Raw genomic sequence first — 15619 nt, 5'->3', positions numbered from 1 at the left:
CAAGAGACGCTCGCTACCGCTACACAACCGAGGTGTGAGGCTTAACTAAAGACGGATGGCTGTCACACACTCGTCCTCACAGATTACGTCGTAGAAGGACACGTCCCGGTCGAAGTAATCGCCCGGCTTCTCGATGAAAACCCACCGATAGATGGAGTTGCACTCCCTGGTATGCCATCTGGGACACCGGGGATGGGTGGAGAGAAAGATGGCTCGTTAAGCATATACGCTATTGACGGCGATAAAGCCGGAGCTGAGTACACTGAGGTATAGATTCAGAGATACAGTAGATCTGCAACTGATGTTCAGACGGCTTCTCTATGGGTTCGGATACACCTTCGCGCGTCTCATCTTTTTCAACGCGAAACTTCAACAGCTGTCTTGAAGCGGGTTTGTATCGCGTTCTGGCTTGTTGGTGATCCAATTCAGAAGCTTTCCCGTGTAAACTGTGAAACAGCTTATAGGAGACAGTATTCAGAAAATCAAGAGGTATCTAACACGTTGAGTCCAGCGTCAGCTCTGTATGCAATCTCTGATTATTCACGGGGTTGCTACTGATAGTTTAGATTTGAAACAGTAATCGCAGTAAATGAGGAGCGTGTGTATTCATCTATGGAAGCGCCCACAACCTCCACGACAGAGGCTACCACCAGCGAGGTACTCGTCCGTGCTGATGAGATTGAAAAAACGTACGGGTCAAACCTCCCATTTACACGATCGGTTCCCGTCCTCACCGGTGCCAATCTGGAAATCCGAGCAGGAGAAATCGTCGGAATCGTCGGGGGGAACGGTTCGGGGAAATCCACGCTTATGAACATCCTCGTCGGCGTCCTCAAGCAGGATTCCGGAGCAGTTGAACGAACAGGGACGGTTGGCTGGTGTCCACAAGAACCACTGCTTTACGACCGCCTGACGGTCACAGAGACGTTCCGCCTGTTCGGTTCCGGATACGGAATGACCGCCGAAGAAATCGACGAGGCCAAACGCCGATTCGCATCGAAACTCGATTTCGAGCAGTACCTTGACTATCGAATCGACCAACTCAGCGGTGGAAACCGACAAAAAATCAATCTCAGTATCGCCCTAATGCATGATCCGGACGTCCTCATGCTAGACGAGCCCTACACCGGGTTCGACTGGGAGACATATCTCATCTTCTGGGACCTCGCCGACGAACTTGCTGCCGACGGAACAGCTGTCGTAATGATTTCACACTTGATCGAGGAGCAGAGCCGTCTCGACCGTATCTACGAGGTTCGTGATGGACACGTCTACGACGTGACTGAGCGGGAAAGTGAGACCGAAGCGACGACCGGTGAACGGAGGAGAAAGGCCGATGAATAGAATTCAAACGGGGATCCGGACGAACGTCTCCACCTTCCTCAGGACCCCCCTGAATGTCGTCTTAGCACTCCTCCTTCCGGTTGTCGTTATCGAAGGCTGGGGACAAGCGATGGCGGGGTTGCCAACTATGCCGACAGTTGAGGCGATTCCGATCGATCTGGGTCGCCTCCTCGGAGCGATATTCGGTGTCGCCATCATCGCCGGCCTGATGGGACTCGCCCAGATGATTAGTGCGCGTGCAGCCGATCGACGACTCGTTCAGACAGGCTATCCACCCCGAACACTGCTTGCGACTCGATTAGCGACGCTCGGAGGGGTCACGGTCGTCGTGGCTGCCGTGAACTACGGCGTGCTCTGGCTGACGATTTCACCGGAAGCCCCTGTCCTGACGTTCGTATTCCTCGTCCTCGCCGGCCTCGTCTATGCGTTTCTTGGCGCGCTCGTCGGTGCACTCCTTCCGCGACTGTTCGAAGGCTCGCTCGTCGTGGTGTTCCTCGCGATGATGGACGCGTTCCTCAGTGGCGACAGCCCGCTGGCTGCTGACATTCCTGAGTTCGTGGAATACTTCCCGCTCTATCATCCGAAGGAACTCCTTCAGGAGGCGATGTTCCAAGGTACATATACGACGGGCGACCTCGGCTTCGTTGCCGGATACCTGCTCGTCTTGCTCGTGCTCGTCACCGTAGTGTTCGGAGTGACGATGCGCACCAGTGGTGGGTGGTCCGCATGAACCGTACGACAACGGCGTTCTCGATCGGCATCAAAGAACAGGCGCGTAACTACGTCCTCGTCGCTCTACTGGTCGTCCTACCGGTCTCGTTCATCACGTTGGCGTTCGCAGTCACCCAGGACGTCGAGATGCCGGTTCGGACGCTCGTCGACGGTGAGACGGCGACGGTCATGCGGGGGATGCCTGAGGTCCACGGCGTGATCATGACGCCGATTACGAGTGCTCTCATCGCCGGACTCGCCGGGTTGTTCCTGATGCGAGAAGCCAAAGACACGGACGGTCGTCTGGCAGTCGCTGGCTATCGTGCATGGCAGGTAATCGCTGCCCGGTTTGGGGTTCTCGCAGCAATTACTCTCATCGTCACCGGTGTCTCAGTTGGTGTGATGCTCGTCGATTTCCAGCCCGAGTATCTCTGGTGGTTCGTCGCAGCGATGCTCGTCGTCTCGGTCACGTATGGTCTCATCGGGATGCTCGTCGGGGCCGTCTTCAACCGCCTAGCCGGGATGTGGCTGATGCTGATTCTCCCGATGCTCGATATCGGACTGTTTCAGGATCCGCTGTTTATTCAATCTGAACCTGATTGGTGGATGAAACTCTTTCCGGGCTATTGGCCAGTCCGTGTAATGGTCGATACCGGACTCACAACCGACGTAGATACGGCTCTCTCGTTGGTGTGGGCTACTGGATATCTTCTCCTCGTAGCCGTGCTCGCAATTGGTGTTTACTACCGAGCCACACAGGCGAGTTGATCACAAGAGAAATCAGTCATAAATGGAACAAAACAGGTCACGGGATCGTTCTGAAATCAAAGGTATCGGTGAGGGCGGTATTCTCTAATCCCCGAATCACTTGACCCCGGTGAGTTCACCCTCTCACGGTGGCAATCAGTTGGAGATGTCCTCATCAGTAGCATCTAATCGCTCACGGCGACGTCTATACTCCTCCTCGTCAATTTCGCCCCTGGCATAGCGGTTCTGGAGCGTTTTTCTGGCTGAGTCGTCGGTAGTCGATTGAGGAGATTTTTGGTTTCCAAGCCAGTAGAGCCCGCCACCGAGAACGCCCAGCATTCCGAGTACGCCACCAACAGCTGGTAGCCCTCCAACTCCACCTCCGTTGCGGCCACTCATCATTCCAGAACCACCTCGTCCCATCATTCCACCACCAGTATTCCCGCTTCCATCGCTGCTTGAGCCGTAGGCGACTGTACCCTGGTCAACAATCGCCTCACTCGATGGGACCTCTCCATCCGGGATTGAATCCTCCTCTGCCGGTCCGCCAGGACTGCCAACTACGATCCGTCCGACCATCCCAATCGACTTGTGCGGGATGCAGTAGTAATCATACGTCCCTGGCGTTTCGAACGTATATTCGAAGCTCCCGTCTGAGATCGTCCCACTATCGAAGGCGGAAGCGCCCTCCGGAATACGATCTGCGTACGCCGTAGCGGAATGTGCCCCCGCTGCGAGTTCAAATTGAACGGTTGTCCCGGGATCAACACGTAGGCCGATTGGGTCGAAGTAATTGTTTCCCATCTCCACGATGGGCGTCTCCTGTGCGTTCGCTGACTGAGCAAAGCCGGTGCTGGCGACTGCGCTGGCACCGACAATGCCTAAGAATTGACGTCGGCTGTGATGTGTCATGTTGTCTGGATCATTCTTCGGTGGGTAGCTACGCGCGATACTGGTGCGAAGACTTCGGACGTGACTCACTCCGAACTTGTCGTTTGTTCCCATTACTACTCATAACCATATGCTGAATCGAGCACACCATTTCGATGTAACGGAACGATGCTGCCGAACGGTTGGTTTCGATACCCTCGAGTCGATCCGCAGGTGTTCAAACGGGTGAAACGCGGTTTGGGTAGTGGTCACTCTGATTGTTCGAGCTTTTCTCGTCGGGCTTCGAACTCTTCGTCCGTGAGATCGCCACGAGCGTACGCCAGACGTAACTCTTCCATCGCGGGATTATGAGACGTCTGTGTCTCGCTCATCCGCCGGAAGATGAGATATCCACCGCCCAGAAGCGCAAGGAGGAAGATGACCGGGACGAGCATCCCGATGAGGGGCCACCAACCACCTGTGGTACCGTACTGGCCCATCATTCCTCCGTATCCCATCATCCCACCGAACCCCATACCCATTGTGAGCAAGGGAAGGAGGATGAACGCTCCGAGGACGATGAGCAGTATCGTCGTCGTATCCAGTTGATCCGATGATGCCATCAGAGATCAGGCCTCCGATGCGGATCCGAACTCGTCAGTTACGGCTGCCAGTACGCGGTCGAATCGTTCGCTGACCTCGGTCGCGACGGAGTCAAGCGCGTCGTTATCAGCGATCCCGACTAACTGTTCCGGGTCGACCGCACTCACCACGATGACGCCGTCATCGTTCTCGTAGACGATGACGTTACAGGGCAAGAGCGCACCGAGTTCAGTTTCTACACTCAACCCTTCGTATGCCAGCGGAGGATTGCACGCACCGAGGATGCGATACTGGCGGAACTCCTCACCGAGTTTCTCCTTGAGCGTCGCCTGAATGTCGATGTCACAGAGAACACCGAATCCCTCGTCTTTGAGCGCGGCATTCGTTGCGTCGACGACATCGTCGAACTCTCCATCAATCTTGGTTTGTATTGTGTAACTCATGTAATACTGTATCCTGTTTACGCACTTAAGCGTTCGGTCCCGTCGCCCCAACTGGCAGACGAGAATTTTTTCTCGACGATGCTCCTTCTATTTCGGTCATGGGCACTACTCGAGTTGCTTTCGTCGACGTTCGAACTCTTCATCGGAGAGTTCACCGCGAGCGTAACGCTCACGAAGAACCGAAAGCGGCCGACTATCACTCCTCTCAGAATCTCTGTTGAGGAGTGAGTAGACGAGATAGAGCGGGACGACGATTAGGAGCCCCATCCAAAGGAAGCTCCAGAGGCCCATTCCACCGCTGAAGACCCCCCAACCGCCGCTACCCATCATACCGCCGCCGTAGCCTCCACCACCGTGAGCCGCTGCGGTGCCCGTTGCTACAATCAACAGCGGAACCGCTAGTATTGCGATTCGACGAGTCGTCCGCCCGAGAGTGTTGGTGTAGTGTGTCATTGTGATCGTTGAGTCAGTAAGTCGAATATCTATCGTGTCAGACGAGGATCCGAACAGGGATCGTTAGCAGCCGTACCCCTGTCCGTTCATCCCCGTCGCGGTGTGATTGTCGTCCGCCATATCTTGGGCCATCTCGTCGACGGTCACGCCCATGTGCGCTTCCATCTCGTCAACGGCATTCGGGCCCATGTAGTCGGTCATGTGACCTTCCATCCAGGCCGCCCAGTCTGCTGCACTACCATCGGCTGGCGTCCCTTCAGCTGCCGTCTCGTTCCCCTGGATCGGTTCGTCACCGTGTGCGCTAACTACCGGGGCGGCAAACGCGAGTCCGACAATCGCGAGCACCACGAGCAGCCATCGTCCGAGGTTTCGGTTGGTCATTGTTTTTCGCCTCAAGTAGTCATACGGTGGGTTCGGAGTTATCTTCGTGGGAGTGAACTCAAACAGGAGAGCGTTCAAGAACGTCTATAACGCCATCTAAACGTTTTCTACTGACGGGATCGTTCATACCTGCCGAATTCGAAAGGATCAGAGGAATGGTGAGAGCAAAGGGGATCCGTCGAGACTGTTCACCTCATTGCGGCGATCCAGACAATAACCACGGTTCAGGCGGCGAGGGAGGCTCGGGTATTGCTGACCACGAACGAGATGGATCAGTTCCCTCGGAACTGGTGATACTGCCTCGTGAGTGCCTGACGATGGTAGAGGATTCCAATTGTCATGAGGAACAGAACGGTCGCAATTTCGTAGCCATACGCACCAAGCAATAACATCGTTGAAGAACCACTCAGTCCGCCTGCAAGTAGTACGGCAAACAACGGGCTAACGCAGGCAGGGCACGCCACAATCCCGACTATTCCTCCGACTGCCGACTGCGAGAAATCAAGCAATGCATCATAGACGAGATACGCCAGCGCGAACAGGCCAACCGCTTGGTAAGGAATGAGCGAGACCGTGATCAGGTCACCTGTATAGACGAAGACCGGACTCCATCCCAAAGATCGACCCCACGTTATTCCGAAGCCGCTTGGTCCAGTGAGCTGCCCGAAATGAGAGGTGCTCGGTCCAAGTAATCCTGAAAAATAAAACATCACGATGAGATATAGAGCAACGACAAGTGCGGCACCAATACGATACACTCGACGTTTCGTTACAGGTCGAGTGTGCCAGATCACCCAGACTGAGGCGGTGAACCAAATAAATGGAAGGACGAAATGGGTCCACCGGCTCCCCATATCTCCTGTGAAATATGCGTACACCAACCCGGCGATCAACTGTGCGGCGAGGAGGAGATTGAGCCACGTGCTTGACTTGAGAACCCGGCTAATGCGATCAGTTTCGAGTGTTGCTTGTGACATGATGGGTAGTGTTAGTATGAATTTCTACGTCTGTTAGTTCTGCAGGTCATCACTCGGATACACGCGGTAGGTTCGACCCTGTCGTTCCCGATACAGCAGCCCGCGCTCCTCGAGTGAACTCACGGTCTGGCTCACTTTACTCTTTGAGAACTCAGATCGATCCCGAAGTTCGATCTGCGTGATTCCAGGCGAGTTCAGGACGGGTTCAAGGACGCGTCGTTCATCATCCGGTAAGAGATCGAGAACGCGCGCTTGCGGATCCGATTCAGGATTGATAGGCGTCGCCGGCGAGGCGTCATCGTCTATCGATGTAGGCGTTGCCTCCGATACCTGATCGGGGTCGATGTGATCCGCTGAGTCGGTTGTCGAATCGATGAGATTCCCTCGAACCACGTAATAGATGCCACCGATACTGCCTGCGACCAGAAGGGTTCCAACCACGTACCAGAGAGGATCTGGACCGTGAATCGCCCCCATAGACGAGTCCATCATCGGCCCCATCGACTGCTCGATAGCGCGACGCTGTTGATAGGCCCGCCAACTGAGTAGTCCGCCAGCCAAGAGGACGAACCCAAGGAGCACACCAACGACGGTATCCGCTGGACGTTGGTTCATATGACATCCCCTTGTTTCGATATCTGACTGCTCATACAATCAATTTTGGCGCGACAGGTGTGACAATTGCGGATTGAAGGTGCGATGATGAAGTGCTTCACAGCGGATGAACCACAGTACATCTATCAGTGATCGTGATCGTGGTTTGTTATCTGCGGGCTTTGATCAGCAAATTCCGTGGGCTCTTCCTCGAATGCCCGCTTACAGGTCTTCGAGCAAAAATAGTACGTCATCCCATCATTGGACGCACTCGGCCCCTCATCGTCGGTCCGCATGCCACACACCGGATCACGATACTGACCTGGTGCGCCGATTCCACGTCGGTAGACATACAGGAGGAACCCGGAGAGCGCGAAGGCGATAATATTGAGGTAGAACGTGTAGTTGAGCTCGAAGTACGTCTGTTCGGTCGCCGTCTCGCCACCGGCCAGATCTGGTACGATGCCGAGGGCGTCGAACAGCAACTCCATGAGGAAGCCAGTGAACGCCATCGTCACGAAGAAGACGCCAAGGATGTACAGCATGATCTTCCAGCCGTAGTACTTCCGGTAGACGTTCAGCACGGGCACGGTGATGAGGTCGGCGTAGACGAACGCGATGATCCCGGCGAAGCTGACGCCACCGCCCCACAGCGCGACGGCGAACGGGACGTTGCCCATACTGCCGACGAAACTGAGGACGGCGATGATGACGCCCATGACGGCGTTCTCGGCAGTCACGAGCAGGCCGTCGCCCTGAATGAACAGCGTGTTCCACACCCACTGCGGGACGAAGACGATGACGAACCCAGAAATAAGGAAGCCGGCGACGATGTCTTTCCAGATCATCGACCACTCCTTGCGGTACTGATTCCCGACCTTGTACCAGCCACCCCACGACAGCAACTCGTCACGCCACCCGCCGCTACTCGACGTCTCCTGGCGATAGGTCTCCATACAGCCCTCCGAGCAGAATTTGAGCGTCTCACCGCCGTCGGTCGTGAGCGTGTACTCGTCTTTCCCCTCCATCCCGCAGGTGGGATCTTCCGTGACGCCCGCCTGGCGGTCGCGCTCGTTGAGCTTCTCGCGGACTTCGTTAAACAGGTTTTCGGGAAGCGTAAGGTGGACGATGGCGGCCATGACGGCGATGAGAATCAGGCCGCCGAGCAGTTCCGCGACGAGGAACTCCCAGCCAAGCAGGATGAGAATCATCAGCCCTAGTTCGACGATGAGGTTCGTCGACGCGAACATGAACGCGAGGAAGTTCACCGCGTGCGCCCCCTTCTTGAACAGGCCCTTCCCGATGGCGACGGCGCCGAAGCTACAGCCACTGCTTGCTGCTCCGAACACAGTCGCCTTGGTAAGTCCAGTTAGATCGCCCTCACCCAGCACCTGTGCCATCCGCTCCTTCGAGACGTAGACCTGGACCAGACTCGTAATCGTGAGGCCCATGATGATCGCCCACGCCGCCGTCCAGAGAAATCCGACACCGATACGAAGGGATTCAAGAACTCCGTCGATTATCGTCGCCTGCATAGGTGTATCATTGTAGGGATCATCTATTGCGGTTTTGATTAGAATATACTGCCTATGAGGGTATCAGTACTATGGCATCGTAACCGTCGGCCATAGATGATCTATCGTAAAGAGGGGAAAACATTGCAAACCTCCACAAGCTCCACGGAATCCGACTTCAGATTCAAAAGGGGAATCTGATTAAATCACGCCGACGTATTAGAGGCTAATGGGACCAGTAGAGACCGATGATATCCCAAATGAGGGGAACACCACCTGGAAGAACAGCCTTCGCCGGCCTGCTCGGTTGTCCAGTACGGTAACTGTCACATCCACTTCCTAATTTACGATGGCTGTCGATCTGGCAATCCATGATGCACTCGTTCTCACAGCCGACGAGCGGAACCGCCTGTACGAGCGCGGCACAGTATGCATCACCGATGGCTGTATCGAAGAAGTCCGACCATCACGTGCAGGAGACGGAGAATTAGAAGCGTCCACCGTTATCGACGGGAACGGGAAACTGGTGATGCCGGGGTTGGTGAACGCCCACACGCACTTGGAGATGACACCGCTCATCGGTGCGTTTAGCGAACTCGAGCTGACGGAGATGCTTGGGAGTGGGACGGCCTTGTTTAACAGATTAGGGAACGGCGAATTCGAGTACCTCGTCGAGGCAGGCGTCGAGCTCGCAGCGCTCAATTTCCTCTTGGGCGGTGTCACGACCGTGAACTCGATGGACGCACGGCCTGCCGCAGGTGCAGAGGCGTTCGGGGAAGCAGGGCTCCGCGGATTTTTCGGCCCGGCGATCTCGGACCTCTTCTGGGACCAACCAGTCGATCAGCAGTTCTCCCGTGCTCGCGAGTTCGTCGAAACGTACCACGACACGTACGAGGGCCGAATCAGGGCGACGATCTGCCCGCACGACGACTGGTCGTGTACCAGGCAGCTGTGGGAACGGACCGCGTCCCTCGCCGCAGAGTACCCGGACCTGCTCGTCCACACGCACTTGCTCGAACTCGAGGAGAGTAACACGATGGCACGAGCGAACGGTGGCGAGGACTCGGTGGGATTGCTCGACGACGTTGGACTCCTGGACGACCGACTGGTCGCTGCTCACTTCCGCCTCGCCGACGAAGAGGACATCCAGCGAACCGCCGAGGCGGACGCGGCTGTTGCGCACTGCCCGTCCGTCTTCTGTTACTGGAATCCGGACGGGGAGACGCAGTGGACGCCCGTTCCCGAGCTTCGAGCCGCCGGCGTCGACGTCGGAGTAGGGATTGACGACCACTACTGGCACGACTCGTACAGCATGTTCGGTGAAGCGCGGCAAGCTCGGCTGGCGGCAAATCTCAAGCGTTCAGCCGGGCAGTTCGACTCGATGGAACTGATACGAATGCTCACTATTGAAGGCGCACGCGCGCTGGGGATGGGCGACGAGATCGGCAGTATTGAAGCGGGAAAGCGCGCGGATATTATCCTCCTCGACGTCGACAAACCGAAGTTCACGCCACGGACCAATATTCCTGCACAGGTCGTGAACAACGCGGTGCCGGCCGACGTCGAGACAGTGATCGTTGACGGCGACGTCGTCCTCCGGAATGGTGTGCCCGAGACAATGGACTCGGACGACGTGCGACAGCGAGTAAATCAGGCTGTCGAACGCTTCATGGACGAGACAGGCTGGGAGTTAGACATTGGTGGTAGTGAACCGCCGACCAGCATCGAGACTGTACGGGACCTCCCAAAGCGTGGCCCTGCGCGACTCCTGACTCGCCTCGCGATGCAATCCGCGCGTGATCGGTTCTCCTTCTAAGACCCTGCCAGCGTAGGGGTGGTTCCCCCTCAGGAATTTCTGTGGGCGCGAACGAACGCACGTCGCAGGACGGTCAGAAGAACGTACGTCTCGTACTTCTGGGTCTGGCAGTGCTCGCAGGGCTGCATATCCTCGACGATCTCCTCAATAGCGTCGTCGTACTCGTCGGTGAGCGTAGTGAGCGCGTCCGTGATCTGGGGCTGGGCAGCGTCGATCATCTCCTCGACGGCGGCGTCGGCCGAATCTGGTAGTGAGTACGAGAGGACGATCGTGTTCGCGTGGTAGTACTTCGTCGTCCCACCACGCCCCTCCTCGAAGCGAACGACGTCGACGAGGCCCGCATCCCGGAGCTCGTTGATGTGATGGCGGACCGTGTTCTCCGTCCGGTCGATGCCGCGATCGTCGAGGCGTTCGTGGACCTCGGTCGCAGTTAGGGCTTCCTCGGACAGAATGTCGAGGACCATCGCCCGCATCGGCTCGTCGATGGCGTCCGAAATCCGAGTGTCTCGCACCGCGATGTCGTCGAGACGGTGGTCGGTATCGGAATCACTCATACGAGGACTGAGCGCGAGCACGCGGGAAAAGGTAGCGGGGCAGGAGTCGGGTAGGTGTCTGTCGAGGTATCCAGTACAGGATGGACCCGCGATAGCGAAAGCCCTAGACGACCCGTTTGACTGTTCCAACGACTCGTATCCGAATTCAAACATATCATATAAAAAATACTTATTGAGGTACGGGCACTATCTCAAACTGTAATGAGCGACACAACCCAATTCCGCGTCCTCGACTTCGACTGCCCGACCTGCGCGAGTACCGTCGAACGCGCCCTGTCGAACGTCGACGGCGTCCAGCACGTCGAAGTCCACTACGCGACCGGCCGCGTCGAGATCGAGTACGACGACAGCGTCGCTGACCCCGACGCCTTCGCAGAGACCATCGAAAACCAGGGGTACACTCCCCAGCCCGCCTAACACTATGAACAAACAATCGATCACGCAGTACTACCGGAACCACCGGAAGGCCATCGTCACGGCGACAAGCGGCCTGCTGTACGGCGGTGGCTGGAGTCTCGGCTACCTCACGAGTTTCGAGATGGCAAGCGCCGCCATCCTCGTCCTCGCGACAGTCGTGGGTGGCTACGACATCGCCAAGACCGCTTACCACGAGGTCACCAACCGGACGCTCGGCATCAAGACGCTGGTGACGCTGGCCGCCATCGGTGCTATCGTCATCGGGGAGTACTGGGAAGCCGCCGCCGTCGTCTTCCTGTTCAGCCTTGGCAGCTACCTCGAAGGCCGGACGATGCGGAAGACCCGGACGGCACTTCAGGAGCTACTGGAGATGACGCCCGACACGGCGACCGTCCGTCGCGACGGGACACTCCAAAAGGTCTCCGCCCGCGATGTCGAAGAGGGCGAAGTCGTCGTCGTAAAGCCGGGCGGGAAGATCCCGGTCGACGGAACCGTCGTCGACGGCGAGAGCGCAGTCAACCAGGCGCCGGTCACCGGCGAGAGCGCGCCCGTCCACAAGGCCGACAGCGACGAGGTGTACGCCGGGACGGTCAACCAGGAGGGCGCGCTAGAAATCCGGACGACGGGAGCGGGATCGGATACGACTCTCGAACGGATCATCCGTCGCGTCGAGGAGGCCCAGGAGGCTCAGTCGCCCACGGAGAGTCTCATCGACCGGTTCGCGAAGTACTACACGCCGGCCGTCATTGCCCTGGCTATCGGCGCGTACGCGGTCACGCAGAACGCGATCCTGTCGCTGACGCTGCTGGTCATCGGCTGTCCGGGCGCGCTGGTCATCGGGCCACCGGTCAGCATCGTCTCGGCCATCGGTAACGCCGCCCGGTCGGGCGTGCTGATGAAGGGCGGCGAACACCTCGAACGCGCCGGCAAGATCGATCTCGTCGCCTTCGACAAGACGGGGACGCTCACGAAGGGCGAGACCACCGTCTCCGGTATCGAGGGGTTCGGCGTCGCCGCCGCCGACGTCCTCTCGCTCGCAGCGACCGCCGAGAAGAAGAGCGAACACCACCTCGCGGACGCCATCGTCGACATGGCCCGCGAACGCCAGACGGCTGCGACGGACGGTGGAGCGACGGTCGCCCAAGCGGACGATACGGACGTGGGGCGCAGGTCGGTCCCCGATCCCGACGACTTCGACGTGGTCGCCGGCAAGGGCGTCATCGCCCATGCCGATGGCCAGGAAGTCGTCGTCGGCAACCGCGCGCTGCTGGACGACCGCGACGTCGATGTCCCCGATCGGGTCGCCGACTACGTCCGCGAGCGTGAGGGGCGCGGCGAGACAGTCGTCCACGTCGTTCGGGACGGGGACATCATCGGCGCGATTGCGATGCGGGACGAGCTCCGGGAGGCCGCTCCTGGGGTCGTCGCGGCGCTCCAAGACGCTGGCATCGAGACGGTGATGCTCACCGGCGACAACGAGCGGACGGCCGCTGCCGTTGCCGAGGAGGTCGGTATCGACGAGTACCGTGCCGAACTCCTCCCCGAGGACAAGCAGTCCGTCATCGAGGGCTACCAGGCCGACGGCCACGTCGTCGCGATGGTCGGCGACGGCATCAACGACGCGCCATCGCTGGCCACTGCCGATGTCGGCATCGCGATGGGTGCTGCGGGAACGGACACCGCTATCGAAACGGCTGACATGGCGTTGATGGCCGACGACCTCGAACGCATCCCGTACGCGGTCAAACTCAGCAAGGCGACGCGCTGGAACGTCCTCGAGAACGTCGGGCTCGCGGTGCTGACCGTGACCGTCCTCCTCGCGGGCGTGCTCACCAGCTACGTCACCCTCGCGTCGGGAATGCTGGTCCACGAGGCCAGCGTCCTCCTCGTCATCCTCAACGGGATGCGACTGCTCCGCTACTGACCACGAGACACGATCACAACCACAACTCATGACATCGAATTCGACTGCGACTGACACGACCCAGACGAGAACCAATTGGCAGGTCGACTACGACGCCGACCCGATCGAAATCCGCGACCCCGTCGCGGAGGCCCTCGGCGTCCTCGAACCGGGCGAGCCGTTCGTCGTCACCTACCGGGACGCGGTGAAAGAAGCCGGACACTCCTGTCCGACAGCCTCGGGTGCCTATCGGATCGTCCAGCTCGGGCTCGACGCCCTGTATCCCGACGACTATCCAGTCCGGAGCGAAATCGAGGTCCAGACGGCCGGCCCGCAGGACGATGCCGCGTACGGCGTGATGAGCCGCATCATCTCGTACGTGACTGGCGCGACCGGCGATGACGGATTCAGCGGGCTCGCCGGCGGCTATGGCGGCCGCCGCGACCTCCTGCGCTTCGACGCGTTCGACCCGGACACGGCGGACCCGACGTTCCGGTTCCGGCGAACCGACACGGACGAGACCGTCGAAGTGACCTACCACGTCAGCGACGTTCCTGACGGTGGACCCGCAATCGGGAACCTCCAAGGGATTCTCGACGAATCGGCAACTGACCAGCAACGAGAGGCTTTCGCTGACGCCTGGCACCGCCGGGTACAGGTCGTCCTCAGCGACGACTCGCTGTTCACCGTCGACGCGGTGTGAACGCGACGGTCTACCCCTCTCACTCGAAATAAGTTACTGCGGTACACTATCGATCTCCTCAAGGGCCTCAGTAGCGACATCACCTAACTCACCAGCCTCGATATGCGAGTACCGCTCACGAACCATCTCCTCAGAATTATCGAGATATCGGGCCGCCACAGTATATCCGAATGCCCGGACCAGAACCTCGCCCATGCCACGACGGCCACCGTGCGGAGCAAGATAATCGTGTTTCGGATGGTCGATGTCGATCTCCGCGGCCTCCGAGAGTCGTTGGAGAATCGACCGTGCGCCGTCCGTCGTGATCGACGGCGGCCGAATGTCCACATCGAGCGCCAGCAGCAGGTCGCGAGCGTACTCCGCACGGCGTTCAATGATTGCTTCTGGGCGTTCCCCTCGTTCGGCGAGGTTTTCCCGGACGAGCCCTGCGAGCGTCCGTTGGTCGAACGTCGGAAACACCGGCCAGCGCTCCGTTGGTGGGTCCATCAACTGGCGATAGCTTCGCAACGGCGAGATCACCGGATCGGGAAGGCTCGCGGCATCCCATTGCTGTTTCTTCCGGTAGACGTCCATACTCCCGTCGTCGACGGAGAGGTCCTCCCAGCGGACGCCGCGCCGGCGCGGGTCGTTCGGATCGCGGAGGAGTTCGCCAACGCGGACGGCGGTGTACGCGAGGACAAACACCAGCGCCCGGTCACGAGCCGCCTTCAACGCCGCGTAGCGTGCTCGCTGCTTGTCGAGGGGATCAGTATCCTCCGGGAGTGTCGTGTACGCCTCGACGGCGTCGCGGGCCCGTTCGTCGACGTGACGGGTGAGGGCGTGGCGCTGTTCGGACGTCCAGGCCTGCTGGTCGCCGGGCTTGCGACCGTCGTCCTCCGGCAGCGGCGCCATCGCACTCGCTCGCTGCGCGTAGTGGGCCTCAAGATATCCCTCGTTGACGCACCAGCCACACCACGCAGAGATATAGCGGTAATAGGTTTGTACTGTGTTCTGCTTGAGTCCCCGATCTCCACCGAGATGTCGGGCGTACTCCCGGAACACGCGTTCGTCGAGATCGTCGAAGGTCGGCTCGCGGCCGACGTCGTCGGCGATCCCGGTCCAGTCGTCGGCGCCGCGGTCGCCGGCGGCCCACTCGGCGAACCGTTCGAGCTCGCGTGCAGCGTTACGTCGATAGTTCCCACCGCCGCCGCCCCGGCCTTTCCCCTTGTCTTGGAGGTAGCGCTCGAAGCTGTCGTCGAGCGGCGTCGAAAGCGCTCGGTCAGGCATTCACCGGCCCTCCACCGTCCTGCAGCCCCGGTCTCGGGTCCTCTACCCTGGGGGAAGCGTCGTCGTGAGGCGGTTGCAGCATTCGTGCTTCACCGACGGCGCCGGGGTACTTCAAAGTGGTCGTGATTACCGGCGTAATCAGGACCATCGAGTACAGAAATCTCATAACCATTTTTCCGATGATAGAAGGGTTCTATCCCCTGAAATTCGGATTTGACCAACGGTATAAACCATATACCGATATACTAAAACCGCGACCGCCGTTCGGACCCGGTTCTGAGAATAATCGCAAGACTGCAAGCAGATAGCTTGCTACACAATCT

At 58.7% G+C, this 15619-nt stretch carries 17 protein-coding genes and 1 pseudogene; 8 read left to right on the top strand and 10 right to left on the bottom strand.

The window, feature by feature from the left end; genetic code table 11:
* Positions 1-69: 69 nt before the first annotated feature.
* The 4 genes and pseudogenes from OKW78_RS14225 to OKW78_RS14210 form a co-directional block, all read left to right on the top strand.
* Positions 70-273 (top strand): annotated as a pseudogene (locus OKW78_RS14225) (DUF411 domain-containing protein); the annotation flags it as partial.
* A 339-nt stretch (positions 274-612) separates the two neighbouring features.
* Positions 613-1344, top strand: a complete 732-nt coding sequence (locus OKW78_RS14220) for an ABC transporter ATP-binding protein (protein WP_049909257.1) — start codon at positions 613-615, stop codon at positions 1342-1344.
* The gene (locus tag OKW78_RS14215) at positions 1337-2074 is read left to right on the top strand and encodes an ABC transporter permease (RefSeq protein ID WP_094529644.1); all 738 of its coding nucleotides are present in this window, start codon (positions 1337-1339) and stop codon (positions 2072-2074) included. The genes OKW78_RS14220 and OKW78_RS14215 overlap by 8 nt, the downstream gene beginning before the upstream one ends.
* Positions 2071-2823, top strand: coding sequence for an ABC transporter permease (locus tag OKW78_RS14210; RefSeq protein WP_049909288.1), 753 nt, complete (start codon positions 2071-2073; stop codon positions 2821-2823). The genes OKW78_RS14215 and OKW78_RS14210 overlap by 4 nt, the downstream gene beginning before the upstream one ends.
* A gap of 135 nt (positions 2824-2958) precedes the next feature.
* On the opposite strand, the gene OKW78_RS14205 is transcribed toward OKW78_RS14210, so the two are convergent.
* The 8 genes from OKW78_RS14205 to OKW78_RS14170 all read right to left on the bottom strand — a co-directional run bounded on the left by OKW78_RS14205 (position 2959) and on the right by OKW78_RS14170 (position 8658).
* Positions 2959-3807, bottom strand: coding sequence for a plastocyanin/azurin family copper-binding protein (locus OKW78_RS14205; RefSeq protein ID WP_227262414.1), 849 nt, complete (start codon positions 3805-3807; stop codon positions 2959-2961).
* 134 nt (positions 3808-3941) lie between these two features.
* Positions 3942-4295 carry an SHOCT domain-containing protein gene (locus OKW78_RS14200; protein ID WP_049983674.1) on the bottom strand — a complete coding sequence of 118 codons (354 nt, stop codon included), beginning with the start codon at positions 4293-4295 and terminating at the stop codon, positions 3942-3944.
* Positions 4296-4301: 6 nt separating this feature from the next.
* Positions 4302-4718 (bottom strand): DUF302 domain-containing protein, encoded by a 417-nt coding sequence (locus OKW78_RS14195; RefSeq protein WP_004048654.1) that lies wholly within the window; start codon positions 4716-4718, stop codon positions 4302-4304.
* Positions 4719-4823: 105 nt separating this feature from the next.
* Entirely contained in the window at positions 4824-5171 is a 348-nt protein-coding gene (locus tag OKW78_RS14190; RefSeq protein ID WP_049986201.1) for an SHOCT domain-containing protein, read from the bottom strand.
* A 63-nt stretch (positions 5172-5234) separates the two neighbouring features.
* Complete coding sequence (locus OKW78_RS14185) at positions 5235-5552, bottom strand: hypothetical protein (protein WP_004048656.1); 318 nt, start codon at positions 5550-5552, stop codon at positions 5235-5237.
* A gap of 272 nt (positions 5553-5824) precedes the next feature.
* Positions 5825-6529 carry a hypothetical protein gene (locus OKW78_RS14180; RefSeq protein WP_123624180.1) on the bottom strand — a complete coding sequence of 235 codons (705 nt, stop codon included), beginning with the start codon at positions 6527-6529 and terminating at the stop codon, positions 5825-5827.
* Between the two features lie 33 nt (positions 6530-6562).
* Entirely contained in the window at positions 6563-7144 is a 582-nt protein-coding gene (locus OKW78_RS14175; protein ID WP_004048657.1) for a MarR family transcriptional regulator, read from the bottom strand.
* 125 nt (positions 7145-7269) lie between these two features.
* A complete protein-coding gene (locus OKW78_RS14170) occupies positions 7270-8658 on the bottom strand; it encodes a permease (RefSeq protein ID WP_049986199.1) in 1389 nt (462 codons plus the stop codon).
* A 328-nt stretch (positions 8659-8986) separates the two neighbouring features.
* Between OKW78_RS14170 and OKW78_RS14165 the strand changes: the two genes are divergently transcribed.
* A complete protein-coding gene (locus tag OKW78_RS14165; protein ID WP_050051507.1) occupies positions 8987-10453 on the top strand; it encodes an amidohydrolase family protein in 1467 nt (488 codons plus the stop codon).
* Positions 10454-10482: 29 nt separating this feature from the next.
* On the opposite strand, the gene OKW78_RS14160 is transcribed toward OKW78_RS14165, so the two are convergent.
* Entirely contained in the window at positions 10483-11007 is a 525-nt protein-coding gene (locus OKW78_RS14160; protein WP_004048660.1) for a helix-turn-helix domain-containing protein, read from the bottom strand.
* Between the two features lie 201 nt (positions 11008-11208).
* On the opposite strand from OKW78_RS14160, the gene OKW78_RS14155 reads away from it, so the two are divergent.
* Genes OKW78_RS14155 through OKW78_RS14145 form a run of 3 tightly spaced genes read left to right on the top strand, consistent with a single transcriptional unit; the run spans position 11209 to position 14030 of the window.
* Positions 11209-11424 carry a heavy-metal-associated domain-containing protein gene (locus tag OKW78_RS14155; protein ID WP_004594622.1) on the top strand — a complete coding sequence of 72 codons (216 nt, stop codon included), beginning with the start codon at positions 11209-11211 and terminating at the stop codon, positions 11422-11424.
* 4 nt (positions 11425-11428) lie between these two features.
* Positions 11429-13348: a cation-translocating P-type ATPase gene (locus OKW78_RS14150; RefSeq protein ID WP_004594624.1), complete on the top strand. Its 1920-nt coding sequence runs from the start codon at positions 11429-11431 to the stop codon at positions 13346-13348.
* Positions 13349-13376: 28 nt separating this feature from the next.
* Positions 13377-14030 (top strand): hypothetical protein, encoded by a 654-nt coding sequence (locus OKW78_RS14145; protein WP_004594625.1) that lies wholly within the window; start codon positions 13377-13379, stop codon positions 14028-14030.
* A 33-nt stretch (positions 14031-14063) separates the two neighbouring features.
* Here OKW78_RS14145 and OKW78_RS14140 read toward each other — a convergent pair whose 3' ends face one another.
* The gene (locus OKW78_RS14140) at positions 14064-15296 is read right to left on the bottom strand and encodes a phage integrase SAM-like domain-containing protein (RefSeq protein ID WP_049987695.1); all 1233 of its coding nucleotides are present in this window, start codon (positions 15294-15296) and stop codon (positions 14064-14066) included.
* Positions 15297-15619: the final 323 nt, after the last annotated feature.

Source organism: Halorubrum sp. F4, from assembly GCF_027257195.1.
In the GTDB taxonomy this organism is placed as follows: domain Archaea; phylum Halobacteriota; class Halobacteria; order Halobacteriales; family Haloferacaceae; genus Halorubrum.
Note: the sequence above shows the minus strand (reverse complement) of the source record. Positions and strands in the feature narration are given on the sequence as shown.